The sequence below is a fragment of the Dactylosporangium sp. CA-152071 genome (assembly GCF_050936335.1).
Lineage (GTDB): Bacteria > Actinomycetota > Actinomycetes > Mycobacteriales > Micromonosporaceae > Dactylosporangium > Dactylosporangium maewongense.
In genome coordinates, this window is record NZ_JBNJMZ010000001.1 from 2,296,423 (window position 1) to 2,321,514 (window position 25,092).

23 protein-coding genes are annotated in these 25,092 nt (G+C 73.0%); 11 read left to right on the plus strand and 12 right to left on the minus strand.

The window, feature by feature from the left end; all coding sequences use genetic code 11:
• The first annotated feature begins 9 nt into the window (after nucleotides 1–9).
• Entirely contained in the window at nucleotides 10–651 is a 642-nt protein-coding gene (locus ACQEVZ_RS10055; protein WP_433364396.1) for a hypothetical protein, read from the plus strand.
• Nucleotides 651–1,121, plus strand: coding sequence for a hypothetical protein (locus ACQEVZ_RS10060; RefSeq protein ID WP_433376707.1), 471 nt, complete (start codon nucleotides 651–653; stop codon nucleotides 1,119–1,121). Before ACQEVZ_RS10055 ends, ACQEVZ_RS10060 begins: the two co-directional genes overlap by 1 nt.
• A gap of 119 nt (nucleotides 1,122–1,240) precedes the next feature.
• On the opposite strand, the gene ACQEVZ_RS10065 is transcribed toward ACQEVZ_RS10060, so the two are convergent.
• From ACQEVZ_RS10065 to ACQEVZ_RS10080, 4 genes are read right to left on the minus strand one after another with little or no spacing between them, the layout of a single operon-like run.
• Entirely contained in the window at nucleotides 1,241–1,876 is a 636-nt protein-coding gene (locus ACQEVZ_RS10065) for a hypothetical protein (protein ID WP_433364399.1), read from the minus strand.
• A gap of 49 nt (nucleotides 1,877–1,925) precedes the next feature.
• A complete protein-coding gene (locus tag ACQEVZ_RS10070) occupies nucleotides 1,926–2,738 on the minus strand; it encodes an SDR family NAD(P)-dependent oxidoreductase (protein WP_433364402.1) in 813 nt (270 codons plus the stop codon).
• Nucleotides 2,735–4,162 (minus strand): flavin-containing monooxygenase, encoded by a 1,428-nt coding sequence (locus tag ACQEVZ_RS10075; RefSeq protein ID WP_433364405.1) that lies wholly within the window; start codon nucleotides 4,160–4,162, stop codon nucleotides 2,735–2,737. Before ACQEVZ_RS10075 ends, ACQEVZ_RS10070 begins: the two co-directional genes overlap by 4 nt.
• 33 nt (nucleotides 4,163–4,195) lie before the next feature.
• On the minus strand, nucleotides 4,196–4,819 hold the full coding sequence (locus tag ACQEVZ_RS10080) for a TetR/AcrR family transcriptional regulator (protein WP_344509720.1): 624 nt from the start codon (nucleotides 4,817–4,819) through the stop codon (nucleotides 4,196–4,198).
• Between the two features lie 45 nt (nucleotides 4,820–4,864).
• On the opposite strand from ACQEVZ_RS10080, the gene ACQEVZ_RS10085 reads away from it, so the two are divergent.
• Entirely contained in the window at nucleotides 4,865–6,157 is a 1,293-nt protein-coding gene (locus ACQEVZ_RS10085) for an MFS transporter (protein WP_433364410.1), read from the plus strand.
• A gap of 95 nt (nucleotides 6,158–6,252) precedes the next feature.
• Nucleotides 6,253–7,062, plus strand: a complete 810-nt coding sequence (locus ACQEVZ_RS10090; protein WP_433364413.1) for a polysaccharide deacetylase family protein — start codon at nucleotides 6,253–6,255, stop codon at nucleotides 7,060–7,062.
• On the opposite strand, the gene ACQEVZ_RS10095 is transcribed toward ACQEVZ_RS10090, so the two are convergent.
• Nucleotides 7,049–7,702, minus strand: a complete 654-nt coding sequence (locus tag ACQEVZ_RS10095) for an AAA family ATPase (protein WP_433364416.1) — start codon at nucleotides 7,700–7,702, stop codon at nucleotides 7,049–7,051. The genes ACQEVZ_RS10090 and ACQEVZ_RS10095 overlap by 14 nt on opposite strands.
• On the opposite strand from ACQEVZ_RS10095, the gene ACQEVZ_RS10100 reads away from it, so the two are divergent.
• Entirely contained in the window at nucleotides 7,689–8,252 is a 564-nt protein-coding gene (locus tag ACQEVZ_RS10100; protein ID WP_433364419.1) for a dihydrofolate reductase family protein, read from the plus strand. The two genes, ACQEVZ_RS10095 and ACQEVZ_RS10100, sit on opposite strands and share 14 nt — an antisense overlap.
• 561 nt (nucleotides 8,253–8,813) lie before the next feature.
• Here ACQEVZ_RS10100 and ACQEVZ_RS10105 read toward each other — a convergent pair.
• Complete coding sequence (locus tag ACQEVZ_RS10105; RefSeq protein ID WP_433364422.1) at nucleotides 8,814–9,155, minus strand: DUF1905 domain-containing protein; 342 nt, start codon at nucleotides 9,153–9,155, stop codon at nucleotides 8,814–8,816.
• A gap of 67 nt (nucleotides 9,156–9,222) precedes the next feature.
• Here ACQEVZ_RS10105 and ACQEVZ_RS10110 point away from each other — a divergent pair, with 67 nt between their 5' ends.
• On the plus strand, nucleotides 9,223–10,047 hold the full coding sequence (locus ACQEVZ_RS10110) for a metalloregulator ArsR/SmtB family transcription factor (protein WP_433364425.1): 825 nt from the start codon (nucleotides 9,223–9,225) through the stop codon (nucleotides 10,045–10,047).
• Complete coding sequence (locus tag ACQEVZ_RS10115; RefSeq protein ID WP_344509705.1) at nucleotides 10,044–10,631, plus strand: dihydrofolate reductase family protein; 588 nt, start codon at nucleotides 10,044–10,046, stop codon at nucleotides 10,629–10,631. The genes ACQEVZ_RS10110 and ACQEVZ_RS10115 overlap by 4 nt, the downstream gene beginning before the upstream one ends.
• 269 nt (nucleotides 10,632–10,900) lie before the next feature.
• Here the strand turns inward: ACQEVZ_RS10115 and ACQEVZ_RS10120 are convergent, their stop codons facing one another.
• Together ACQEVZ_RS10120 and ACQEVZ_RS10125 are read right to left on the minus strand one after the other, a co-directional pair.
• On the minus strand, nucleotides 10,901–11,269 hold the full coding sequence (locus ACQEVZ_RS10120; protein WP_433364429.1) for a hypothetical protein: 369 nt from the start codon (nucleotides 11,267–11,269) through the stop codon (nucleotides 10,901–10,903).
• 492 nt (nucleotides 11,270–11,761) lie between these two features.
• Nucleotides 11,762–13,858, minus strand: a complete 2,097-nt coding sequence (locus tag ACQEVZ_RS10125) for an MMPL family transporter (RefSeq protein WP_433364432.1) — start codon at nucleotides 13,856–13,858, stop codon at nucleotides 11,762–11,764.
• 135 nt (nucleotides 13,859–13,993) lie between these two features.
• On the opposite strand from ACQEVZ_RS10125, the gene ACQEVZ_RS10130 reads away from it, so the two are divergent.
• Nucleotides 13,994–16,249: a glycoside hydrolase family 3 N-terminal domain-containing protein gene (locus ACQEVZ_RS10130; protein WP_433364435.1), complete on the plus strand. Its 2,256-nt coding sequence runs from the start codon at nucleotides 13,994–13,996 to the stop codon at nucleotides 16,247–16,249.
• A gap of 80 nt (nucleotides 16,250–16,329) precedes the next feature.
• Here the strand turns inward: ACQEVZ_RS10130 and ACQEVZ_RS10135 are convergent, their stop codons facing one another.
• A complete protein-coding gene (locus tag ACQEVZ_RS10135) occupies nucleotides 16,330–16,989 on the minus strand; it encodes a DUF6518 family protein (protein WP_433364438.1) in 660 nt (219 codons plus the stop codon).
• Nucleotides 16,990–16,996: 7 nt separating this feature from the next.
• A complete protein-coding gene (locus tag ACQEVZ_RS10140; protein ID WP_344509695.1) occupies nucleotides 16,997–17,617 on the minus strand; it encodes a TetR/AcrR family transcriptional regulator in 621 nt (206 codons plus the stop codon).
• 50 nt (nucleotides 17,618–17,667) lie between these two features.
• Here ACQEVZ_RS10140 and ACQEVZ_RS10145 point away from each other — a divergent pair, with 50 nt between their 5' ends.
• Together ACQEVZ_RS10145 and ACQEVZ_RS10150 are read left to right on the plus strand one after the other, a co-directional pair.
• Nucleotides 17,668–18,615, plus strand: coding sequence for an NADP-dependent oxidoreductase (locus ACQEVZ_RS10145; protein ID WP_433364441.1), 948 nt, complete (start codon nucleotides 17,668–17,670; stop codon nucleotides 18,613–18,615).
• A gap of 157 nt (nucleotides 18,616–18,772) precedes the next feature.
• Nucleotides 18,773–19,303 carry an N-acetyltransferase family protein gene (locus ACQEVZ_RS10150; protein WP_433364444.1) on the plus strand — a complete coding sequence of 177 codons (531 nt, stop codon included), beginning with the start codon at nucleotides 18,773–18,775 and terminating at the stop codon, nucleotides 19,301–19,303.
• An 8-nt stretch (nucleotides 19,304–19,311) separates the two neighbouring features.
• Here the strand turns inward: ACQEVZ_RS10150 and ACQEVZ_RS10155 are convergent, their stop codons facing one another.
• Together ACQEVZ_RS10155 and ACQEVZ_RS10160 are read right to left on the minus strand one after the other, a co-directional pair.
• Nucleotides 19,312–21,024 (minus strand): MOSC domain-containing protein, encoded by a 1,713-nt coding sequence (locus ACQEVZ_RS10155; RefSeq protein WP_433364447.1) that lies wholly within the window; start codon nucleotides 21,022–21,024, stop codon nucleotides 19,312–19,314.
• A gap of 110 nt (nucleotides 21,025–21,134) precedes the next feature.
• Nucleotides 21,135–21,950: a DUF4142 domain-containing protein gene (locus ACQEVZ_RS10160; protein WP_433364450.1), complete on the minus strand. Its 816-nt coding sequence runs from the start codon at nucleotides 21,948–21,950 to the stop codon at nucleotides 21,135–21,137.
• Nucleotides 21,951–22,211: 261 nt separating this feature from the next.
• Between ACQEVZ_RS10160 and ACQEVZ_RS10165 the strand changes: the two genes are divergently transcribed.
• A complete protein-coding gene (locus ACQEVZ_RS10165; protein ID WP_433364453.1) occupies nucleotides 22,212–24,995 on the plus strand; it encodes a ricin-type beta-trefoil lectin domain protein in 2,784 nt (927 codons plus the stop codon).
• Nucleotides 24,996–25,092: the final 97 nt, after the last annotated feature.

A 25,092-nucleotide genomic window follows, 5' to 3' on the forward strand; every position in this document is an offset into this window, starting at 1 on the left:
GGTAGCGCCGTGGACCTCGAGGGACTGCGGCAGGCGGCGGAGGCCGGTGATGCGGGGGCGGCGCGGGAGCTCGGGCACCGCCTGTGCGTGCTGGAAGGGGCGTCGTCGCTCGAGATGCCGGACGACGTGCCGGAGGCGGAGGGGTGGCTGCGGCGCGCGCTCGCGGCCGAGCCCGCCGACCCGGTGACCGCGACCCTGCTCGCGGGGCTGTTGCTGCGGCAATTCCGCACCGTGTTGGAATTTTCGCCACTGTACGACGGCACCGGCGACCGACAGGCCTGGCTTCGCAGCCTGTGGGGGCGCCGCGCCGAGGCGTTCGAGCTGTACCGCCAGGCGCTGGACGCCGACCCGGCGCACGCCGCCGCCGCGAACGGGATGGCGCTGCTGGTCCTGGACGAGTCCACGACCGACGACTTCGTCTGCTACACCGGCGAGGACGAGCCCGAGGACCTCGACGCGCAGGACCCCGCCTGGCGTGCGGAGGCGGCGCGTCGGCTCCGGGCGCTGCTGGCGCTGCGGCCGCGGGACACGATGGCCGCGGCGCACCTGGCCGCGGTCCTCGGCGAGCCTTCACCCAGTCACCTCGGCGGGCTTCACCCAGCCAGGAGGAGGTGCCGGCCGGAGCCGCCGAAGATCGTTAGGGCGTGCTGATGGCGCGGGCGGACGAGGAGAGCACTGCGGCCGGAATCTACGGCGTCATCGTGAGCGCCGCCGTCATGGCCGCGTCGCACGCCCACACCGCGGCCGCCACCGCCGTCGCGGTCGCGGTGACGCTGCTCGTGTACTGGAGCGCGGAGCGCTACGCGCGGCTGGTCGCCGAACGGATCCACGAGGGGCACCGCCCGGCCTGGGCGGTGGTCCGCCGGCAGCTCGCGAGCGGCTGGGAGATGGTGACCGCCTCGGCGCTGCCGGTGGCAGTGCTCATCGCGGCCGACCTGGCGGGCCACTCGCAGCTGTGGTCCGTGGTCGCCGCACTGGTCTGTTCCACGCTGCTGCTGTGCCTGGCGGGCTGGGAGATCGGCCGGCACGGGCGGCTGAGCCGCGCCGAGCGGGTGGTGTCGGCGGCCGTCGCCGGCAGCTTCGGTGTCGCGCTGATCGTCCTGAAGACGGCCCTGCACTGACGCCGCGGTGCCGGTCCGGCGCCCGGCGAGGCGCTGGCAGCACCGCCGGTCCGGCGCTCGGCGAAGGCGATGACAGGGCCGCCGGTCCGGCGCTCGAAAGGGCCGGACCGGCGGTGGCGTCAGCAGCCGTCCTTGAGGGTCTGCGCTGGTTGCAGGTCGTCGGGGTCGAACTGGGTCCGCCAGGTCTTGCCGTCCTGGAGGGTGACCTCGACCTCATGCTCGGTGACGAAGCGGGCGGACTGCACCCTGATGTTCGGGGTGTCGCCGAAGCCGCTCTCGATGCACACGAGGGGGCGGGCGGAGTCGCGGGTCAGGATGCCGGCGGGGCGGGACACCCGGATCCGCCAGCGCGAGGTGAGGCTCAGGTCCTCCAGGCTGACGACCTGGTACGTGCCGCTCGGCGAGCTGGCGAGCACGGTGCGGTCCCACTCCGGGTCGGTGAACAGGGCGAGGAACGCGCCGCCAGCCGCGACGACCAGGGTCAGCACGGCGCTGACGACCCCGACCGTGATGGCGGCGGCCCGGTTGCGGATGATCAGCACGGCGACGACCCCACCCGTGAGCGGGGTCAGCGTGAGGGCACCGGCGAACCAGTACCCGCCGTGGCCGAGCCGCACGAAGTTCCACGGGTTCCAGGCGGCCAAGGCGGAGACGACGATGAGGACGGCGGCCACGCCGATGGCCACGAGGGCCGCGCGAACGCGGGTGGGGCTGAGCGGGGCTATAGGTGCGCGAGGCGTTGTGAACGAGCTCATGCGCGCGATCGTCGTCAGTGCCGTCCGGCCACGCCGCCCTCAGTCGCGATCATGACAGAAAGCGGCGGACCATGCCTGCGGCGAGAGGGGCGTCGGCGAAGGCGCCCGCGGCGAGTCTGGCGGCGACGGTACGACGGACCATGGCGTCCGCCACGGACGGGAAGTGGCGGGCGACGGCCATCTCGAAGCGGCCGCGGCGGGTCGTGGCGACCGCGCGGGGCGCCTTGCGGGCGGTGGCGGCGCGCACGATCGCGGTGACGACCCCGTCGGCCGGCTCCAGCCTGGACACGCCCTGCAGCGACAGGCCGGCGGCGGCGGTCGTGTCGTGGATCGGGGACGCGACCATGCTCGGGTAGACCACGCTGACCCCGACGTGGGTGCCGACCTCGAGGCGCAGCGCGTCGGCGTACGCGACGAGGGCCCGCTTGCTGACGCCGTACGCGGCCGCGAGGGGCAGCGGCAGCACGGCCATCCTGCTGGCGACGAACACGACCCTGCCGCGGGACACCTCGAGGGCCGGCATGGCGGCGGCGGTCGTGCGCCACGCGGCGAGGAGGTTGACGTCCAGCTGCCGCGCGACGACCTCGTCCGGCGGCAGCTCGGCGGGTGCGGGACCGCCGACGCCGGCGTTGTTGACGAGCAGGTCGAGGCCGCCGAGCCGGTCGACGGCCGCGGCGACGGCGCCGGGGACCGCGGTGGCGGAGGTGAGGTCGCAGGCGAGGACGGGCACCGGCCCGTCGACGGCGACGAGGTCGATGCCGACGACGGCCGCGCCCGCCGCCGTGAACCGCTCGCCGAGCAGCTTTCCGAACGTGCCGTTGGCGCCCGTGACGACGACCCGCCGCCCTCGCAGCGCGCTCACGTGCCGGCTCCGCCGCCGGGCGCCTGCCGTGCGCCACCGTCTGCTCGCATCTCGCCGCCTTCTGCCCGCGTCTCGCCACCGTCTGCTCGGATCGGACCGCTGGGCGCTGGATTCTGGGTGGCCGCCGCGCGTTTGCGGCCGGTGGCCAGTTCGCGGGCGGCGAGGTCGAGGTAGGCGTCGAAGTCGATCCGCATCGCCGGGCGGCGCTCGCCCCACCTGTCCCGTGCCGCGCGCAGCTCGGCGGCGCAGTCCTTGCGCTGCGCGGCGAGCGGTGGCAGCGCGTAGCTGCCCGCGAGGTGCCCCGCGACCAGCCTGGCCTGAGCCTCCACGACCGGCAGCGCGGCGCCGGTCGACTGCATCAGCCCGACGAACATGAGGCCCGGCGCGTCGAGGTGGAACACGTGCCGGTAGAGCGGCAGCCGGTCCGCGCCCTCGCCGAGCAGCGCCGAGTCGAGGAACGGCACGTCGACGCGGTAGCCGGTACACCAGACGACGACATCGACGGAATCCCTGTTGCCGTTGGAAAAAATGACGTCATCGCCGTCGAAACGGTCGATCGCCGGGCGCACCTCGATCTCGCCGTGGGTGATGCGCGGCAGGAGGGCGTCGGACAGCGTGGGGTGGTCCTGCAGGAAGCCGTGGGCGGGGGCGGGCAGGCCGTACCGTTGCGGCGGCCCGACGGCGAGCCGCAGCATCGTCTGGCTGATGCGCTGCCGCGCCCGCCACGGGAGGCGCTTCGCGAGCGCGCCGTTGAGGGTGTCGGACGGGCGGCCGAACAGGTACTTCGGCACGATCCAGACGCCGCGGCGCACCGACAGCAGGGTGCGCGTGGCGGCGTGCGAGGCGTCGACGGCGATGTCCATGGCGGAGTTGCCGCCGCCGACGACGAGCACCCGGCGGCCCTGCAGCTGCTCGGGGCCGCGGTAGTCGTGGCTGTGCAGCTGGGTGGCGGTGAGGTCGCCCGGGTGCGGCGGGTCGGGCAGCCGGGGCACGGTGTTGTGCCCGCTGGCGACGACGACGGCGCCGGCCGTCACCTCGACCGTCCCTTGTGGACCTTCCGCCGTGACCTCCCAGGTGCCGTGCCGCGTCTGGTGAACGCGGGTCACGACGTGCCGGTGGCGGATCCGTTCGTCGAGGCCGAACGTGCGGGCGTAGTCGGCGAGGTACGCCGCGACGCTCGCGTGACCGGGGTAGTCGGGCCAGCCGGCCGGCATCGGGAAGTCGGCGAACTCGGTGCGGGTGCGGCTGGTGTTGAGGTGCAGCGTCCGGTACGCCGACGAGTGCGGGCCGCCGAGCACCCACAGCCCGCCGGGCCGGTCACCGGCGTCGAAGCAGATCGCCGGCACCCGCGCGTCGGCGAGGGCCTTGAGCGTGGCGAGCCCGGCCGGCCCGGCGCCGATGACCACCACCCTGTATTCCAACACGCGTTGGATTCTGCGCGCCGGCCACCGGGGGCGTCAAGGCTGCCCGTACATGCGGTCCAGCCAGCGGTGCACGAACGCCCGCAGCGCGAACCGGGAGTCCTCGGTGACCTCGCCGTGCAGCGCCGTCACCGTGTGGGCGTGCACGGCCCAGATGAGGCTGCGCACCGCGAGGTGCGGCTGCGGCTCGTGCAGCACCCCGGCCCGGTGCGCGGCGGCCAGGACCGCCTGCACCTGCTCGTACAGCGGCGTCGAATACTGCTCGTCGACGCCCGCGTGCCGGTCGGGGTCCAGCCACCGGCGCAGCCACAGGCCGGTGGTCTCGGGCCGCTCCTGCAGGAAGTCGACGAACGCGTCGAGGACGCGGTGCAGCCCCTGCATGTCGTAGGCGCCCTTGATGACCGGCTCCAGGGCGCTGCGCTCGGCCTCGAAGACCGCCGCGAAGCAGGCCTGGTAGAGCGCGGCCTTGCTGCCGGCGTGGTGGTGGACCGTGGCGACGTCGACGCCCGCCGCCTCCGCCACGGCCCGGACGCTCACCGCGTCGAAACCGTGGCGCGCGAACAGCTTGGTCGCCGCCCGCACGATCACCTCACGGGTGCCTGCCATGTCTGCCGCGCGGGGCCGCCCGGGGCGCCGGCGCGTGCTGTTCAGATCGTCCATCGTCGCCTATTATCCATCGCACGTTGGATTACGGGAGCGTGGTTCATGTCGAACGTCCGGCTGCCGCTGCGCGGTCTCATCCCGTTCGCGACCGGCTCCGTCGGCATGGGCGTGTGGGTCACCGTGCCCGGCCTGCTCCTGCTGTACTTCCTCACCGACGTCCTCGCCGTCGCACCGCTGCTCGCGGGGTTCGTCCTGCTCGCACCGAAGATCCTCGACGTCGTCCTGCACCCGTGGGTCGGCCGGCTCTCCGACGCCGACCTGGCCCGCCGCGGCCACCGGCGCCGGCTCATGCTGGCCGGCAGCGCGCTCGCCGTCGCGTTCGCCGCGCTCTTCGCGGTCCCCGGCCTGCGCGGCGCTCCGGCGGGGCTGTGGGTCGCGGTCGCGTTCATCGCCGGCAACCTCCTCTTCGCCGCGTACCAGGTCCCCTACCTTGCCACTCCCGCGGATCTGCGCATCGACTACCACGAGCGCACCCGCCTGATGGGCTTCCGCATGGTGGTCCTCACCGTCGGCATCCTGCTCAGCGGCGTGGCCGCCCCCCTGCTCGCTTCCCTGCTCGGGTACGCCTGGATGGGCCTGCTGCTCGGTGTCGCCATGTTCGCCGCGATGCTGGTCGGCATCCTCGGCGTCCGACGACTTTCGGCAGCGGCTCCGGTACAGCCTGCCGCAGGCACGCGGCACGGGTTGCTGGCCTCGCTGCGGGACCGGCAGTTCCGCACCCTGGTCGCGTCCTACCTGGCGATGTCGACCACGACGCACCTGGTCCTCGCCGCCGTGCCCTACTTCGCGGAGTACGAGCTGGGCCGCCCCAAGCTCACCACCGTCCTCGTCGCCGCGTTCGTCGCCCCGGCGATCCTCGCCACGCCAGTCTGGGTGGCCGTCGCCCGCCGGATCGGCAAGCAGCGCGGCCTGCTCGTCGCCCAGGTCGCGTTCGTCGCCGGCTCGCTCGTGCTCGCCCTCGGCGGCGCCGCGGGCCTGCCCCTGATCGTCGCGGCGGTCGCGGTCCTGGGCGTCGCGTTCGCCGCCATGCAGCTGCTGCCCTTCTCGATGCTCCCCGACGTCATCGCCGCCTCCGGCCCCGACGGCACGACCCGCGCGGGCGGCTACACCGGCGTCTGGACCGCGGCGGAGGCGACCGGCGGCGCGCTGGGGCCTTATGTGTACGCGGCCTGCCTCGCCCTCGGCGGCTTCGCGGCCAGCGCCGCCGGCGAGCACGTCACACAGACGCCGTCGGCCCTCGCCGCGGTCCGCTACGGCTTCGCCCTCGTCCCGGCCGCCCTCATGACCGTCGCCGTCCTGCTCCAGCGCCGCTACCGCCTCGACGCGGACCGCTGACACTCTCCGCGTCTGGGGTGTGCAACCCTTTGCGGGCCGATCGCGTCAAGAACAGTGCGTCGGCGTGATGTGATCATGCACCGGAGGTGACCGCTGTGACCGGACTGTCCCGCAGGCGCCTGCTCGGCGCCGGGCTCGCCGCGACCGGCACGGCCCTCGTCGCGGGCGGCTCGGCGGGTCCGCCGCTCTCTCCGGCTCCGCACCGCGGCCCTCAGCCCGTCCCCGGGGCGGCCGCCTCCACACAACCCTCGCCCCCGATGCCGTCGCCCTCGCCGATGCCGCCGCTGGACCGGCCGGTGTTCACGCTGGAGGAGTACCGCAAGCTGAGGCCCGGCCCGCCCTTCCCGGCGAACGCGGTGGCCCTGACCATCGACGACGGCCCGCACCCCAGGTGGACGCCGAAGGTGCTCCGGCTGCTGGACCGCTACCACGTGCCGGCCCTCTTCTGCCTCATCGGCAACCAGGTCCTCGGCCACGAGAACGTCGCCAAGGACCTCGTCGCCGCGGGCCACCACGTCGCCAACCACACGTGGAGCCATCCGGCGAAGCTCGCCCAGTTCGACCCGGGCCGCGTACAGCAGGAGATCGACCGCGCGCAGGACAAGATCTACTCGACCACCGGCAAGCTGCCGACGATCTTCCGATCCCCCGGCGGTGCCGTCTCCCCCGCCGTCCTCGCCGCCGCGGCCCAGGCCCGGATGCTGCCCATCAACTGGACCAACGACCCCCGCGACTGGACCCAGCCCGGCACCCGCTCCATCACCGACCACCTCCTCGCCGCCCGCCCGGGCCAGATCCTGCTCTGCCACGACGGCGGCGGCGACCGCGCCCAGACCTGCGCCGCACTGGAGACCGTCATCCCCGCGCTGCAGGCCCGCGGCTACCAGTTCGTCATCCTCGACTGAACCCGAGCACCGCCTCGACCACCGTGTCCAGCGGCGCGACTGTGTCGACCACGAGGTGTGGATCGGTCCACGGCGCATACGCGAGGGCCTCGACGTGCGCCCACGTCGGCTCCGGCAGGTGCCGCAGCCCCCGCCGCCGGCCTTCCAGACGCCGGCGGTGCTCCTGCCGGTCCGAGCACGTGAGCACCACGAACCGCAACCCCGACCCGGCCCGCGCCGCAGCGCCGCGCCACGTCTGCCGGGCGGGTTCGCTGTCGTTGACGGCGTCGACCACGACGATCCGGCCCAGCGCCAGGTTCTGCTCGGCGAACGCCCTGGTCACCTCGTACGCCGCGACGCCCGTCTCCCACCCCGAGGCCAGCCCGGCGCCGAGCATCGCGTCCTCGGCCTCGTCGATGGACAGCTGCACCGCACCCAGCCCGCCGGCAACATCCGCGGCCACGGCACTCTTCCCGGTCCCCGGCAATCCAGATACGACGATCAGCACACCGCATCGTCGCAGAACTGCCGCCGGGCGGCTCGCTCGATGCACCCCGTGTCGCGCGTCACATGATGGTGATGTCGAGCTTGGCCTGCGCGCCCCGACCTCCAGGTGACAGCGTCGGTACCACAAGGAGGAGCGAGCCATGCGGAAGATCATTTACTGGGTGCACACGTCGGTCGACGGGTTCATCGACGGGCCGAACGGGGAGTTCGACTGGACGACCATGGGCCCGGGGCTGTCGGCGTACTCCGAAAGCCTCGACCAGCGGGTCGACACGCTGCTCTTCGGACGGCCCGTGTGGGAGATGATGGTCGGCTTCTGGCCCGACGCGGAGTCGATGACGGACGACCCGCACGTCACCGCCTTCGCCCCGTTCTGGCGCGCGACCCCGAAGATCGTCTTCTCCCGGACGTTCGAGGGCGACGCGTGGACCAGCCGCGTCATCAGCGACAACCTGCGCGACGAGGTGATCGCGCTCAAGGCGGAGCCCGGCGCCGACCTCCTGCTGACCGGCGGCGCGTCGCTCGCCGCCGCCCTGACGGACCACGGCCTCATCGACGAATACCACGTGGCGGTGCACCCGGTCGTCCTCGGCGGCGGCCGGCGACTGTTCGCCGAGCCGAAGCAGCGCCTCAACCTGCGCACCGTCGCCTCCACCCTTGTGGACGGCGCCGTCACCGTGACGCACTACGAGCCGTCCGTCTGAACCACGCCCGACCCGCGCCGTCGACCATGGGAAGTCCCGCGGTCGGCGGCTACCGCGCCCTGAAAGGCCAGCGCGGCCGCAACGCCGGCGGGGGCGAACAGACCCAGGCGGCCACCGGAAACGCCTGCAAGCTGCAGTCCGCCGCCACTGTCTCGTCGGTCGCCGCCGCCCCGCCGGGCGGTGCCCCGCCCCGCCGGGCGGTGCCCCGCCGGGCCGGGCGATGCCGTGCCGGGCCGGGCGATGCTTTGTCGACAACGGCTCGGCCGGGTCTCCACGTACCGTGGCAGGCGCGGCTCGCCCGAGGGCCTGGAGTTCGACGGCATCATCGTCGTCGCTTCGTGCCCTCGATCACCTCACCGCCGGTCGAGGGCTCGGCGCCCACCGCACCGAACGCGCCGCCCCCGTGGTGTGACCCCGCGGGTCCGCAAATCGACGGCGACCGGGCTCCGGCCGGCCGAAGCTAATCGGACCGCAACCCGGAGCACAGAAGCTTGGTCACACACCGCACGAGGACGGCGGCGCGGCGCAGAACGAGGGGCAGCAACGCCCGGGTCCAGCAGATCAGACATCGAGGAGCTCCACGGTCACCGCGGCCGTGTCGCCGACGTCGAGGGACTCGGCCTTGCGGACCGGGCCCTTGACCGGCAGGACGTACGGGCCGCCGCCGCTGCCCGGGAAGATCGACGTCTTCCAGGTCGTGCCGCCGATGCTCACCCGCACCCGCAGCGACCCGAAGCCCCGCTTCACCGAACCGGTCAGGTCACGGATGTCCTCCGACTCGTCGACCGGCAGCGTCACGAACACCCACGTGTCCATGCGCCGGGCGTCCCATGCCCACAACTGCGCCTCGAACTCCACCTTCACGCCCTCACCCTCGCACGGGGGTACGACAAAAACTCCCATCGCTCGCCCGAGGATCGACCAAGTTATTCCTTGACAGGAATATTCTCCGTGGAGCATACTTTGCGGCATGGAAGCACTCCTTGCCGCGCTCGCGGACCCGGCGCGCTGGCGGCTGATCAGCCTGCTGGCTGAGCGCCCCCGGTCCGTCGGGGTCCTCGCCCAGCTCACCGGGGCGCGGCAGCCACAGACCACGAAGCACCTGCAGACGCTCGAGCGGGCGGGCATCGTGACCTCGCTGCGGTCCGGGCAGCGCCGCATGTACGCGTTGCTGAGCACCCCGCTGCGCGACCTGTCGGTCGTGCTGGGCGGCCTCGCCGATGCCGCGGATCTCGTCAGCGGCGTGGACTCGCTGTTCGAGCGTCACGTGCGCAGCGTGCTCGCCGAGCGGGACGCCGCGGGCGCGTCCGGGTGGGCGGACGGGCGCGCGTTCCGGTTCACCCGGGCCCTGCGCGGCGGCCCCGACCTCGTCTGGAGCCACCTGACCGACCCGGAGCTGCTCAGCGACTGGTTGGCACCCGACGGCCTGCGGGTCTCCGGCCTCGTCATCGAGGCGCGGCCGGGCGGGCGGCTCGTCCTGGAATACCGCGACGCCGAGGACACCGACGGCACCGACACGGTCGTGGGCCGCGCCGAGGGCGTCGTGGAGGACGTGCGTCCGGGCGAGCGCCTTTCCTACCGGCTGTCCCCGCTGCTGCCCGACGGTGGGGTCGCGTTCACCTCGCACGTCGACATGGACTTACGACCGTCCGAGACCGGCACCGACCTCGACGTCCACTACCGCATCACCGGCAGCACCGTCGACTCCGCCGACTTCATCGCCGGCATCGAGCTCGGCTATGGCCAAAGCCTCGACAAACTCACCACCGCCATCGACACGAGGAGCACCGAATGACCCGCCGGATCGTCACCAACATGAGCCTGTCCCTCGACGGCCGCTACGCCGCGCCCGACAACCCCATCGACATGCGCTGGGTGATGCCGTATGCGATCACCGACGTCGCCCGTGACCACCTGACGAAGCTGTGGGAGCCGGCGACGACGGCGCTCCTCGGCCGGGTCAACGCGGAGGGCTTCCTCGGCTTCTGGCCCACGGTCATCGACATGGAGGGCGCCGACCCGCGCGACGAGGGCTTCGCGAAGTGGCTCGTCGACGCCGACAAGGTCGTGCTGTCCTCGACGCTGCGCGAGGCTCCCTGGGAGCGCACCACGGTCGTCGACAAGCCCACCGCCGAGGTGGCCGCGGACCTGAAGGCCACCGACGGCGGCGACATCCTCGTGCTGTCCAGCGCCAGCGTCATCAAGGCCCTCCTCGCCGCCGACCTGGTCGACCGCCTGGCGCTCACCATCTTCCCGGTGTTCCTCGGCGGCGGTCCGCGCCTGTTCGACGACGGCCTCCCTGCCGGTCAGTGGTCCCTGACCAGCCAGGCGGCGGGCGAACACGGCACCCTCGCCCTCGTCTACGACCGGGCCCGCTGACCGACGCCCGCCCCACCAGGGCCCACCACGCGGCGCCTGGGCAACCCGCGGCGGGCAGCACCGGCCACCGCCAGGCCAGCGCGAGTGGGCAGGCCAGCGCGAGCAAGCCCAGCGCGAGCAAGCCCAGCGCGAGCAAGCCCAGCGCGAGCAAGCCCAGCGCGAGCAAGCCCAGCGCGAGCAAGCCCAGCGCGAGCAAGCCCAGCGCGAGCAAGCCGGGGCAAGCCAGGGCGAGCAGGCCAGCCAGGGCAGGCCAGCCAGGGCAGGCCAGGCTACGCGTGGCAGGAGACGCGGGCGATGAGCGTGTCGTCCGGCAGGGTGTCGAGGTAGGCGGTCATCGCGGCGACGTGGGTGCCCCAGCCGCGGTCCTCGGTGTGCCGGGTGAGCCACTGCCCGTCGAGGGTCAGGTACGCGTGGGTGGTGAAGGCCTGGGTCGAGGCGCGAGCGATGAAGGCGGCGCGGTCATCGCCGAAGTGCGTGACCGGGTCGGCCAGCAGGACCGAGAAGGTGAAGTAGCGGTGACGCTGCGTGACCGCAGCCCGGGCGACCTCCTGGATCGCCGGTTGGAGCATGAACTCGGACTGCTCGGTGAAGTGGGTGCGGGCAGTGCCGGCGGGTGGCTGCGGACGACCTTCGCCCACGCGTCCCAGGCACCGGATGCCTCGCGGCCCGCGGCGGCGCGCATCTCGTCGAAGTCGACGAGGCGTTTGGGGGCGGCGACGACGACACCCACGGGTGCGAGGCGGACGACCGCCGGGTCGCGTCGCCGCCAGCGGCGCAGCGGCAGGGCGTCGCTCGACGGGAGCGTCCACGAGTCCCAGCCGGCGGCCGGGTCGAACGGGTCGTGGGCGTAGTCGTTCAGGTCGTACGGGGCGAGCGCCGCCGACAGTGCGGGTGCGAAGGGGGCGCCGCCGAGGGCGGGCAGGAAGACGGTCGTGACGTACCTCACGGCAGCGGATCATACGGATCTACCCCTGACGGGTTTGGGGCTCACCCGTCAGGGGTACATCGATCCCTGCACAAAAGGAGGGAGCACGGATGCTGTCGCACGACGAACGCGATTACGACGACGACCTCTGGATGACTGAGGAAGAGCCTGTCAGCGGTCCGTACCGGGACGGGCGCCCCATCCTCTAGACGGCCACTCGCTCTTTCTCGAGTGAGGGTCTGGTGGTCCGGCCGAGGGCGCTGGGCCACCACATGCGTTCGCCGACGTCGAGGTTCAGTGCGGTGACGAGCACGGACCGCACGACGGTCGTGTCGAGGAGCACTCCGAACGCCACCGCGAAGCCGATCTCGGCGAAGGCGGTCAGCGGCAGCGTGGCCAGGACGGCGAACGTGCCGGCGAGGACCAGGCCGGCCGAGGTGATGACGCCCCCGGTGGCCGAGAGCCCGATCAGCGCCGCACGGCGGGTGCCGTGCTTGACGGCCTCCTCCCGGACGCGGGTCATCAGGAAGATGTTGTAGTCGATCCCGAGCGCGACCAGGAACACGAAGACGAACAGCGGGAGCGACGAGTCCGCGCCGCCGAAGCCGAAGACGTGTTTGAAGACCAGCGCGCTGACGCCGAGGGCGGCGCCGAACGACAGCACGACGGTCGCCATGAGGACGACCGGGGCGAGCACCGAGCGCAGCAGCAGGATCAGAATGAGCAGCACCACCGCGAGGACGATCGGGATGATCAGGTTGCGGTCGTGCGTGGCGGCGCGCTGCACGTCGAGGTTGACGGCGGTGGTGCCGCCGACCTTCGCCTCGGCACCGGGGACGGCGTGGACCGCGGCACGGACCCGGTCCACGGTGTCGTAGGCCGCCTGGCTGTCGGCCTGGTCGACGAGGTTGCCGGTCACGTACGCGTAGGAGCCCTTGACAGCCGGCTCGCTGACCGAGGCGGGGTCGATACCGGGTACACCCGAGAACGCCGCCCTGGTCGCCGCGGCGGCACCCGCGGTGCTGATGACGACGACAGGGCTGCCCGCGGCGCCGGCGCTGTGCCGGGCCAGGACCTCCTCGCCGACGATCGAGTCCTGGGTGCCGCGGAACGACTCCTTGTTGGTGAGCCCGGTGGCGTCCAGCTGCACGACGCCGATCGTGGCGACGGCCAGTACCAGCGCGGTCACGATCCAGACGCCGCGCGGGCGGCGGGCGATGCGGTCGCCGACGCGGGCCCACAGGCCGGTCGCGGTCGGTTCGACTGAGCCGGCCTTCGGGCGCAGCGGCCAGAAGATCCACCGGCCGCAGATCGTGAGGAGCACGGGCAGCAGGGTCAGCATGACGGCGAGGCCGACCGCGATGCCGATCGCGGCGACCGGGCCGAGGCCGCTGGTCGAGTTGGTCTCGGCGAAGAACAGGCACAGCATGCCGAGCACGACCGTGGCGGCGCTGGCGATGATCGCCGGTCCGGAGCGGTGCAGCGCCTCCGCCATCGCCTCGTGGCGGTCCTCGTGGCGGCGCAGCTCTTCGCGGTACCGCGCGATCAGCAGCAACGCGTAGTCGGTGCCGGCGCCGAAGACCAGGACGGTGAGGATGCCGGCACTCTGCGCGTTCACGACCAGGTCGGCGTGCTTGGCGAGCAGGTAGATGACGGCCTGGGCGGCGACGAGCGCCACGCCGGAGGAGATCACCGGCAGGAGCCACAGCAGCGGGCTGCGGTACGTGATGAGCAGGATGACCACCACGACGGCGATCGTGCCGAGCAGCAGGCTGCTGTCGATGCCCTCGAACGCGGCGCTGGAGTCGGCGGCGGTGCCGGCGGGGCCGGTCACGTGCACGGTCAGCCCGTCGGCGCCCTGCTTGGCGGTGTCGCGCAGCTGGTCGACCAGCGCGCCGGCCTTCGACCAGCCGTCGGCCCCGAGGTTGAGCGGCACGATGATCTGGGCCGCCTGCCCGTCCTTGGTCGGGATCGGTCCGGTGACGGTGCCGTCGAGCGAAGGGACCCGGCCGAACGCCGCCGCATCGGTGGCCATCTTGGCCCGGTCACCGTCAGTCAGGCCGGAGTCACGCTCGTACACCACGATCGCCGGGACCGTGTCCGGCGAGGCGAAGCTCGACTGCACGTCGATGACCTGCACGGACTCGGCTCCGCCGGGCAGCCAGGACTTGGCGTCGTTGCGCTCGACATCGGTCAGCTTGCCGGCGAGCGGGCCGGCGAAGGCCGCGACGGCCAGCCAGAAAATCACGAAGACGTACTTGATCCGGCGGCCCGCGACGGCGCCGGCAACAGACTTCCCCATACGTCGATGCTTACATAGGTAGTCGCGCTACGCATTGTGACCCAGGACACGCTCTGTAATGCCCCGAGCCTGGGGGTTCTCCAGAGAGCGCTCTCCCGCGTATCGTTCTGTGCGGACCAGCGTGAAAGGAACTCCGTGCCAGCCCCTCTGCCCTACCTCGACCCTTCCCTCGCCGTCGCCGAGCGCGTCGCCGACCTGCTCGCCCGCATGACGCTGCCCGAGAAGGTAGGGCAGATGCTGCAGCTCAACGCGCGTGACGGCGTCCGCCACCTCGTCGAGGACATGCACGCCGGCTCGATCCTGCACGCCTCCCCGGAGCGCGTCCTGGAGGCGACAGCGCTCGTGGAGAAGACCCGCCTGCGCATCCCGCTGCTGGTCGCCGAGGACTGCATCCACGGCCACTCGTTCTGGATCGGCGCCACGATCTTCCCGACCCAGCTCGGCATGGCCGCGTCCTGGGACCCGGAGCTCGTGGAGCGGGTCGCCCGCGTGACCGCCGTGGAGGTCGCCGCCACCGGCATCCACTGGACCTTCTCCCCCGTCCTGTGCATCGCCCGCGACCTGCGGTGGGGCCGGGTCAGCGAGACGTTCGGCGAGGACCCGTTCCTCATCGGCGAGTTCGCCTCCGCGATGGTCCGCGGCTACCAGGGCGACGGCCTGGCCGACCCGACCGCGATCCTGGCCACCGCGAAGCACTTCGCCGGCTACTCCGAGACGCAGGGCGGCCGCGACGCCAGCGAGGCCGACCTGTCGCCGCGCAAGCTGCGCTCGTGGTTCCTGCCGCCGTTCGAGCGGGTCGCCCGGGAGGGCTGCCGCACGTTCATGCTCGGGTACCAGTCGATGGACGGCGTGCCGATCACCGTCAACAGCTGGCTGCTCGACGACGTCCTGCGCGGCGAGTGGGGCTACACCGGCACCCTCGTCACCGACTGGGACAACGTCGGCCGGATGGTGTGGGAGCAGCGGGTCCACGTCGACTACGCCTCCGCTTCGGCCGCCGCCGTCAAGGCCGGCAACGACATGGTGATGACCACGCCGGGCTTCTTCGAGGGCGCCCAGGACGCGGTCACCAAGGGCATGCTCGACGAGTCGGACATCGACCAGGCCGTGCGCCGGATCCTGACGCTGAAGTTCGAGCTCGGCCTGTTCGAGCAGCCGCGCCACCCCGACCCGGACCGGCAGGCGGCCGTGATCGGGTGCGGCCCGCACGCCGCGGTCAACCTGGAGATCGCCCGCCGCAGCCTGGTGCTGCTGCGCAACGACGGCACGCTGCCGATGGCCGGCTCGGGGAAGACCGTCGCCGTGGTCGGACCCAACGCCGACGACCAGCACGCGCAGCTCGGCGACTGGGCCGGCGCGTCCGGGCAGACCGAGTGGCTGCCCGACGGCCACCCGCGCGAGCTGACCCAGACCGTGCTCGACGGCGTGCGCGCCGCCGTGCCCGAGGGCTGGACCGTCACCACCGCGCGCGGCGCCGACATCCTCACCGTCGGCCCCGACCCGGAGGGCGAGTTCTTCCCCGACGGCCAGCCCCGCCCGCACGTCGTGCACCCGTGCGCGCCCGACCCGGCCATGATCGCCGAGGCGGTCGCGCTCGCCGAGACGGCCGACTACGTGGTCGCGGTCGTCGGCGACCACATCGAGCTCGTCGGCGAGGGCAAGTCGACCGCCACCCTGGAGCTCATCGGCGGGCAGGTCGCCCTGCTCGACGCGCTCTCCGCCACCGGCACGCCGCTGATCGTGGTCCTCATGAGCTCGAAGCCGCTCGTGCTGCCGCCGTCGGCGCTCAACGCGGCCGCGATCATCTTCGCGGCCAACCCGGGCATGCGCGGCGGCCAGGCGATCGGGGAGCTGCTGCTCGGCGGCATCGAGCCGACCGGCCGCCTGCCGATCTCCTTCGCCCAGCACTCCGGGCAGCAGCCGACGTACTACAACCAGGTCCGCGGCCAGCACGGCAGCCGCTACGCCGACCTGTCGCAGCGCCCGGCGTTCGCGTTCGGGCAGGGCCTGAGCTACACCACCGTCGACTACACCGACCTGCGCATCGAGCAGACCGAGGTGACCGCCGCCGACACGCTGCGTGCCACCGTGACCGTCCACAACACCGGCACCCGCCCGGCGCTGGAGACGGTGCAGGTCTACGTCAGCGACACCGTCACGTCGGCGACCTGGGCGGACAAGGAGCTGAAGGCCTACACCCAGGTGCACGTGGCCCCGGGCGAGCGGCGTGACGTGACCGTCGAGCTGCCGGTCGCCTCCTGCACGTTCGTCAACGCGGCGGGTGTACGGGTGGTCGAGCCGGGCGCCTTCGAGCTGCTGGTCGGGACGTCGTCGAGGGACGAGGACCTGCTCCGCACCGAGTTCAACGTCAGCGCGTCGGTGCGTGGCTGAGCCCCACGTCCGCCCGGCATGATCCGGAAGACTTCTTGCCGCTCTGACGACAAGAAGTCTTCCGGATCACGAGGCAGGGGTCAGAAGCCGGCGACCTGGACGGACTCGACGGCGTCCCAGGCGGCGGCCGCGGCGGTACAGGCGACGACGGCGACAACGGCGAACCTCGGCCATGCCCGTGGGCCCCGGCGGCGGCCGAACATCCACACCGTGACCGCGACGCCGGCGAAGGCCTGCGCGAAGCCTTCGGCCAGGGCCATCCCGCCGAAGTCGCCGGTGACGAAGTGATCGGCGACGATCTGGATGCCGGCGCCCGCGAGAAGGCCGCAGGCCAGCCCGGCGGCGGTCGCGGCCACCGGGGGCCGGTCGGACCGCACCAGGTGGGCGAGCGCGCCGAGCACGGCCCCGCCCACGACGGACAGCAGCAGCCAGTACGCCATCGCCGTCAGCACCGGCAGGAGGCCCTGCGCGCGCCAGCGGTCCGAGGCGAGGTTCAGGGCGTAGTAGCCGACCGTCGCCGTGGCCAGGACGACGACCGCCGCGGCGACGGCGGTGCGCATCGACCGGGCGGGGAAGGCCGCGACGAACGCGGCGTAGCCCCACGCGAACCCGGTGCTGGCCGTCAGCTGCAGCACCGTCCGCAGGTCGCCGTCGAGCAGGTCCGCGGCGAACGAGGCGAACCCGAGCACGCCACCCACCGCCGGCGCCCATCCGACGGCCGCGCCCCACCGCTCCCCCATGGAGCCATTATCGGGACAGCGGCAACCTGACGGGTGGCGGCAGCGGCGCCGCGACCGGGTCCGCCTGGAACGACTGGAGCATCAGGGCCGCGAACCGGCGCGACGCCGCGAGCCGCAGCTCGGGCGCGGCGGCCCGGATGCCCTCGTTCGCCATCAGGGCGAGGCTGACGTCCTCGAGGACGAAGTCCCGGCGCAGCCGGCCCGCCGCCTTCGCCCGCGCGACGAGGTCCAGCAGCAGCCGCAGGGTGCGGTCGCGGTCGGCGGCGAGGCCGGCCGACGCGGGCAGCGCCGACATGAACGCCCGGGCGAAGTCGCGGTCGAGCGCGTGCAGCTCCATGAGCCGCTCGATCACGTGGCAGAAGCCGCGCCACGGGTCGGCCGCCGCCAGCCCTTCCGCCACGACCGCGGAGCACATCGTCATCTGCTCCGCGAACGCCTCGGTCAGCAGCGCCTCCTTCGTCTGGAAGTGCCGGTAGACCGTGGCGGGCCCGACCTCGGCGCGCCGGGCGATCTCGCGGATCGGCACGTCGGGCCCGTCGGCGGCGAACGCGAGGCGGGCGACGGCGAGGATGCGGCCCCGGTTGTCGCGGGCGTCCGACCGCAACCGGGCTTTCACTTGTACCGTCACCGCTCTCACTTTAACGAAACGGACGGGGTGGTCCGTTACGGTCGGGCGCCATGCGAGCAGTGCAGTTCACCCAGTACGGGCCGCCCCACGTCGTCCACGTCACCGAGGTCGAGGCGCCACACGCGGGGCCAGGCGAGGTCCGGATCGCTGTGCGGGCCTCCGGGGTCTCGCCCGGGGAGGTGACCATCCGCTCCGGGCGCTGGCGGGACTTGGTGCCGACGACGTTCCCGTGCCGGACCGGCTTCGACGCGGCGGGCGTGGTCGACGAGGTCGGGGCCGGCGTCACCGGCGTGCGGGCCGGCGACGAGGTCTTCGGCATGGTGAGCATGACGACCCGCGGCGCCAACGCCGACCACGCCGTCCTGACCGCCTGGGCGCCGAAGCCGGCCGCGTGGAGCTGGGAGGAGGCGGGCGGAGCGGCGGGCAGCGCCGAGACGGCGGTGCGGGTCCTGGACCGGCTCGCGGTCGGCGCCGGCCACACGCTCCTCGTGCAGGGCGCGGCGGGCGCGGTGGGCACCGTCGCCGTCCAGCTCGCCGCCGCCCGCGGCGCCACCGTCATCGGCACCGCGAGTGCGCACAACCACGACTTCCTGCGCACCCTCGGCGCCGAGCCGGTGACGTACGGCCCGGGCCTGCCCGACCGGGTCCGGACCCTGGCGCCCTGCGGTGTGGACGCGGTGTTCGACTGCGCGGGCGGGGCGCTGCCCGACCTCGTCGCCATCGCCGGGGACCCCGCCCGCGTGGTCACGATCGCCGACTTCACCGCGGCGGCCCACGGCGTCCACCTGTCGCACGGCGCCCCGGCGGACGCCACCGGCGACGCCGTCGGCACCGCCGATCCCCTGGCCGTGCACGCGCTGCCGATCGCGGTCCTGGCCGCCGCAGAAGGCCGCCTGCGGGTGCCGGTCGCGGCGGCGTTCCCGCTCGCCGAGGTCGCGGCCGCCCACGAGCTGAGCGAGACCCGCCACGCCCGCGGCAAGATCGTCCTGGTCCACTGAAAACCGGCTGGCCGCCCCGTGGGGCGGCTGGTTAGGCTCCGCCGCATGTCTGCACCAGTGCGAGCCGTCGTGCTCATCAAGACCCTGCCGGGCCGGCACGACGAGACCAACCGGGCGTTCCGTGCCGGGCCGGCCGAGGTGCTGCTGCTGACGTCCTGTGGCTGAGCCGAGCACCCGGCCCGCGGTCGTCGACGACGCGTTCGTCATGGCGGCGCACGGGATCCTCGCCGGGCTCGTCGCCGGCGGAGCGGCGCTCGGGTGGGTCGAGCCGCCGGACGTGGGCGAGGTCGCGGAGCTGTTCGGGCGGGTGGCGGCGGCGGTGGCCGACGGGGACGGGGCGCTGCGGGCCGCGTACGACGGCGACCGGCTCGTCGGGCTCGGCTACTGGCTGCGGTACGCCCGGCCGACCCACCGACCGAACGCCGACCTGCAGAAGATCGCGGTCGCTGCCGACGTCCACGGGCGGGGCATAGGCCGGGCGCTGACCGTGGCGCTGGTCGACGACGCCCGCCGCGCCGGGATCGAGGTCCTGACGCTCGACGCCCGCGGCGACAACCACAACGCGCTGCATCTCTATCAGTCGTTGGATTTCCAGGTGTACGGGCGGCTGCCCCGCTTCGTCGCGGTGGGCGAGCGCCGCTTCGACAAGGTGCTGCTGATGCTGGACCTGCGGCCGGCCACTTCCTGAGCTCGTCTCTAGAGGTCGAGGGCCACGTCGGTCAGCGGGCGGGCGCAGCAGATGAGCACGATGCCGCCGGCGGGCGGGTCGACGGGCTCCGGATTCGAGGCGAAATCGCCGGACAGCAGGCCGGTCTCGCACGTGTGGCAGACGCCGGTCCGGCAGGACCAGCGGACCGGGACGCGGCAGGTCTCGGCGAGGTCCAGCAGGGTGCCGTCGCTGCCGGTCCAGCCCGCGGTGACGCCGCTGCGCGCGAACGTGACGGATGGGCCGGGGCCCGGGCGTGACCGGGGCGGTCCGGCCACGGATGTGCGTACACCTGGCGTCACCGCTGCAAGAGCGGTGAACTGCTCCCGGTGGATGTCGGCGACGCCGGCGGCGGTCAGGGCGGTCGTGACGTCGTCCATGAACCCGGCCGGCCCGCAGACGTAGGCGACCGCCGACGGCGGCAGGTCCAGCCCGCGCAGGACGGTCGCGTCGAGGCGGCCTTCCCGTGCGCCGCCGAGCAGATCCTGCGGGCGGGGGCGGCTGTAGCAGATCACCTCGCGCGCCGACGGCAGCGCGCCGAGCAGCGCGTGGACCTCGGCGGCGAACGCGTGGGCGGCGCCGTCCCGGCTGCCGTGCAGCCACCAGACGGGGCGGTCGGCGCGGCGGGCGGCGAGGTCGTGGAGCATGGCGAGCAGCGGGGTGGCGCCGATCCCCGCGGAGACGAGCAGCACCGGACGGTCCGACCGGTCGAGGGTGAACGTGCCGCGGGGTGCGGCTGTGTCGACGGTGGCACCGGCCCGCGCGTGGTCGCGGAGGTAGCGGCCGCCGGCGCCGTCGGGCTCGAGTTTCACGCTGACGCGGTACGAGGGTCCGCCCGGCTCCCCGGACAGCGAGTAGCTGCGCACCAGGCCGGGCGCCAGGCGCAGGGTGAGGAACTGGCCGGCTTCCGCGGCGGGCAGCGGGCTCCCGTCGGGCGCCTCCAGCCGCAGCGACAGGACGTCGGCGGTCTCGCGCTCGACGCCGACGAGCCGCAGCGGGCGGAACCCGGGCCAGGCCGGCGGCGGCGCGACCGCGGCGAGGCCCGCGTTGCCTTCGCCGCCGGGCTGGTCGAGCAGGGCGCGCAGGGAGTCCTTCCAGCCGGGGCTGAGCGCCTCGATCCGCAGTGCCCGGGCGGCGGTGGCCCGGTCGTGGCCGGGCAGGTAGAGCAGCGCGTCGGCCGCCGCGACGGTGATGCTCTCCGGGCCGTCGGCGACCTTCACGATGTCGTCGCCGGCGCGGACCTCGCCCTCGGCGATGACCCGCAGGTAGAAGCCGGGGCGGTGATGCGCGACGAGCAGGGCCGGCAGCTGGGGCTCGCCGAGGCGCAGCCCGACCCGGTAGCAGGTGACCCGCGGCTGGGTCACCTCGACGACGGCGCTCCCGACGCGGAACCTGTCCCCCACGCACACCTCGTCGTCGGGCAGTCCGTCGACGGTGAAGTTCTCGCCGAAGATGCCGGGCGTCAGGTCGTCGCGCCGGAGGTGTTCGCTCCAGTACCGGTAGGAGGCGAGCTGGTAGACCAGGACGGCCCGCTGCTCGCCGCCGTGGCCCGCGAGGTCGCCCTGGCCGTCGCCGTCGAGGTTGAGCCGGCGCAGCATGACGGGCCCGTCGACCGGCGCCTTCCAGACGCCGGTGTGCACGGTCCTGCCCTGCCACTCGACGTCCTTGGGCAGGCCGACGTTCACGGACACCAGCGTCGCCACGGGACCGACGCTAGCGGCCCCACCGCCCGGCGACACCTCCCAAGGGGGTGACGCTCAGCCTCGACCGCTCAGCCTCGACCGCTCAGCCTCGGCCGCTCAGCCTCGACCGCTCAGCCCGCCGACGTGGGAAGCACCGGCCCTCCGGGCACTGCCGGCCCGACCGGCACCGCGGACCCGGCAGGCACCGTAGGCCCAACGGGCACGGTCGGCACCACGGGCACCGTAGGAATTACCGGCACTGTTGGATGAACGGGGACCGTCGGCACAGCGGGCACGGTCGGCACCGCGGGAACAGTCGGCACCGCCGGAACAGACGGCACAACGGGCACGGTGGGCACGGCCGGGACGGACGGCACGGCGGGAACCGTCGGCGCCGGGGTCGCGGACGTCGCGGCGCAGTCCAGGTCGGTGAGGGCGTCGGCGATCGCCTTCCGGTGGTCGCGCACGGTCGGCAGCATCGTGCCGGCCAGCGAGCGCAGCTCCGGGTTGGTGCCGGTCTGGGCCTCCCGCTCGAACACGCCGACCGCCGCGACGTGGTCGAAGTACTCCACCATCGCGTACGTGCAGTCCAGCGCCGGCCCGGTCATCGACGAGAGCGCGGCGAACACGACCCGCTGCTCCGCGTCGAGCTGCTCAGGCACGGTCAGGCCCAGGCCGACCGCGAGGCCGCGCAGCGAGTTGCCGACCGCGGTGTGGTCGACGATCATCCGGCTGCCGAACGCCCGGATCGTCGCGTCCTGGGCGTTGATGCTGGCGTGCCGGCCGGCCGCGATCTCGAACGCGCCGCCGCGCCCCGCCGCCGTGGCGAACGCGCGGTCCTGCTCGGAGACGGCCGGCGGGGCCGCGAACGCGGAGGAGGTGGCGCCGGCGCCGGCGAGCGCGGTGCCGACCGCGAGGGACAGGGCGGCGCGAAGACGGAACCGCATGGCGCGACCTCCGGATCTTGAGGGGTTGTCACTGCCTACGGTTTCCAGCGCTCCCGGGCCGCTGACGCGGGCTTCGGGTGCAAAACGGTCGCCTTCTGTAGCGAGGCCACAAACTTTTGCTGAGAACGTCGAAAGGTATGGACATGTCGATGGGAACTGCCTAATCTTCCGGCGAGGTGGTCCAGTCGTCGGCGTCGATAGGCCCGCCTGCTTCGCGTCCCGACCGCCATCGAGACGCTTCCAACCCCCTCAGGAGGAAGCATGGTGCGCAGGTTCCTCACCGCCGCCACTGTCGCCGCTACCGTTGCCGCCATCGGAGTCTGGGCCGCGCCCGCCAGCGCGATCCCCGCGCAGGAGCCCGGGGTGACCCTGCGCGTCTACGACGTACAGACCCCGCTCAGCGCCCTCTGCACCCTCAAGACCGGCCAGACCCCCAACGTCGACAAGCTGATGCCGACGATCAACTGGACCACCCCGGCCGACTTCGGATTCGACAACCTCTTCGTCTCGCAGGTCATCGCCAACGTCAACATCGCCACCGCCGGCAGCTACACGTTCCGGCTCAGCAGCGACGACGGCTCGCGCCTGGCGATCGACGGCGCCACCGTCATCAACCACGACGGCCTGCACGGCGCGACGCCGCCGAAGGAAGGCACCGTCACCCTCACCACCGGCTACCACGCGCTGCGCATCGACCACTTCGAGCGCGACGGCGGGCAGCAGATCACCCTCGAGTGGAAGACGCCCGGCTCGTCGGCGTTCGTGCTCGTGCCCAACTCGGTGCTCAGCACCGACGCCGGCGTCGTGCGGGTGACCGCGCCCGGCCGCAAGGAGTGCGAGGGCGCCGGCGACTCCCCCGGCGACGGCCTGCCGCTGACCTCGGTGCACCCCGGGTTCACGCTGACGAACCTGCGCCCGAGCGGCTTCGAGCCGAAGGTCACCGGCATGGACTGGCTGCCCGACGGGCGCCTCGTCATCTGCACCTGGGGCGGCAACGACCAGTCCGGCACGTCGCAGGCCGGCGAGGTCTGGATCCTCGGCAACACCGGCGGCTCGACCAGCCCGGGCAACGTCACCAGGAAGAAGATCGCCGGCAACCTGAAGGAGCCGATGGGGCTCAAGGTCGTCGACGGCATCGTGTACGTCAGCGAGAAGGGCAAGCTGACCGCGCTCGTCGACACCACGGGCGACGAGGTCGCCGACCAGTACAACACCGTCGCCACCTGGCCGTTCAGCGGCGCGTTCCACGAGTTCGCGTTCGGCCTGCTGTACCGCGACGGCTACTTCTACCTGAGCCTGTCGGTGCCGATCGACTACGGCGGCGCGAGCACCGTCCCGCAGCCCGTGGCCAACCGCGGCACGTCCATCAAGGTGAACAAGGCGACCGGCGCCGTGGAGTACGTCGCCGGCGGCCTGCGCACGCCGCACGGCATCGGCTGGGGCCCGGAGAACGGCCTGTTCGTCACCGACAACCAGGGCGGCTGGCTGCCCTCGTCGAAGCTGGTGCAGATCAAGCCCGGCCGCTTCTTCAACCACTACAACACCCCCGCCGGCCCGTTCGACTACAACGCCGTCACGCCGCCGGTGCTGTACATGCCGCAGAACGAGATCGCGAACTCGCCAAGCACCCCGATCGTCATGCCCACCGGCGTGTACGCGGGCCAGCTGCTCATCGGTGACGTCACGTACGGCGGCCTGCAGCGCGCGTACCTGGAGAAGGTCAACGGCGAGTACCAGGGCGCGCTCTTCCGCATGACGCAGGGCCTGGAGGCCGGCATCTCCGAGGTGAACATCGGCCCCGACGGCGCGATCTACCTCGGCGGGCTCGGCGCCGGAGGCAACTGGGGCCAGTCCGGCAAGCTCCTGTTCGGCCTGCAGAAGCTGACCCCGAACGGCACCGCCGTGTTCGACATGCTCGCGATGCGGGCCACCGCCGCCGGGTTCGAGATCGAGTACACCCAGCCGCTGTCGGCGGCGACCGCGACGGATCTCGTCTCGAAGTACAAGTTCAAGCAGTGGCGGTACGAGCCGACCGCCGCCTACGGCGGCCCGAAGGTCGACGAGGAGAACCTGACCGTCACCGCCGCGACCCTGTCCGCGGACGGCAAGAAGGTCTCCCTGACCGTGTCGGGGCGCAAGCCGGGCCGGGTCGTGCACATGCGGTCGCCGCGTCCGTTCAGCTCGAGCAGCGGGCTGTCGCTGTGGAACACCGAGGCGTGGTACACGCTGAACTCCATCCCGGGCGGCGCCACCGTCGCCAACCTGGCGCTGAACGCGGCCGCGACCGCGGACAGCTCCTGCATCGCGGCGGAGAGCCCGGCGAAGGCCGTCAACGGCACCGTCTCCGGCGGCACCGCCGACAAGTGGTGCTCCAACAGCGCGAACAAGTGGCTGCAGGTCGACCTCGGCGCCGCCAGGTCGGTCGGCCAGATCGTCGTCCGGCACGCCGGCGCGGGCCGGGAGAACGTCGCGAACAGCAGCAACTTCAACCTGCTGACCAGCACGGACGGCACCACGTGGACGACCCGCGCGACCGTCACCGGCAACACGGCGAACATCACGACGCACAACTTCGCCGCGGTCTCCGCCCGGTACGTGCGGTTCACCACCACGGACGCCTACGCCCGCGTGTACGAGCTGGAGGTGTACTCGCAGACCGGCACGACGGCCGGCCCGATCACGGGTATCGCCGGCAAGTGCCTGGACATCGACAACGCCGGCACCGCCGACGGCACGAAGATCCAGCTGTGGACCTGCAACGGCACCGCCGCGCAGCGCTGGAGCCGGGTCGGCAACACGTACCAGGCGCTCGGCAAGTGCCTCGACGTCGACAACGCCGGCACCGCCAACGGCACCAAGGTCCAGCTGTGGACCTGCAACGGCACCGGCTCCCAGGTCTGGATGCCGCAGGCGAACGGCTCGATCCTGAACCCGCAGTCCGGCAAGGTCCTCGACGCCCTCGGCGGCGCCTCCGCCGACGGCACCCAGATCCACATCTGGGAGTACGCGAACGTCGCCAGCCAGCGATGGGTGGTCCCGGCCTGACAGCTCAGGGGGCCGCGGTCGCGCCGCGGCCCCCGTTCACCCTCCGAGGGCGATGGACTCTCCCCCCGACCGGCTCACGCTGAAGGAGACCGGGACT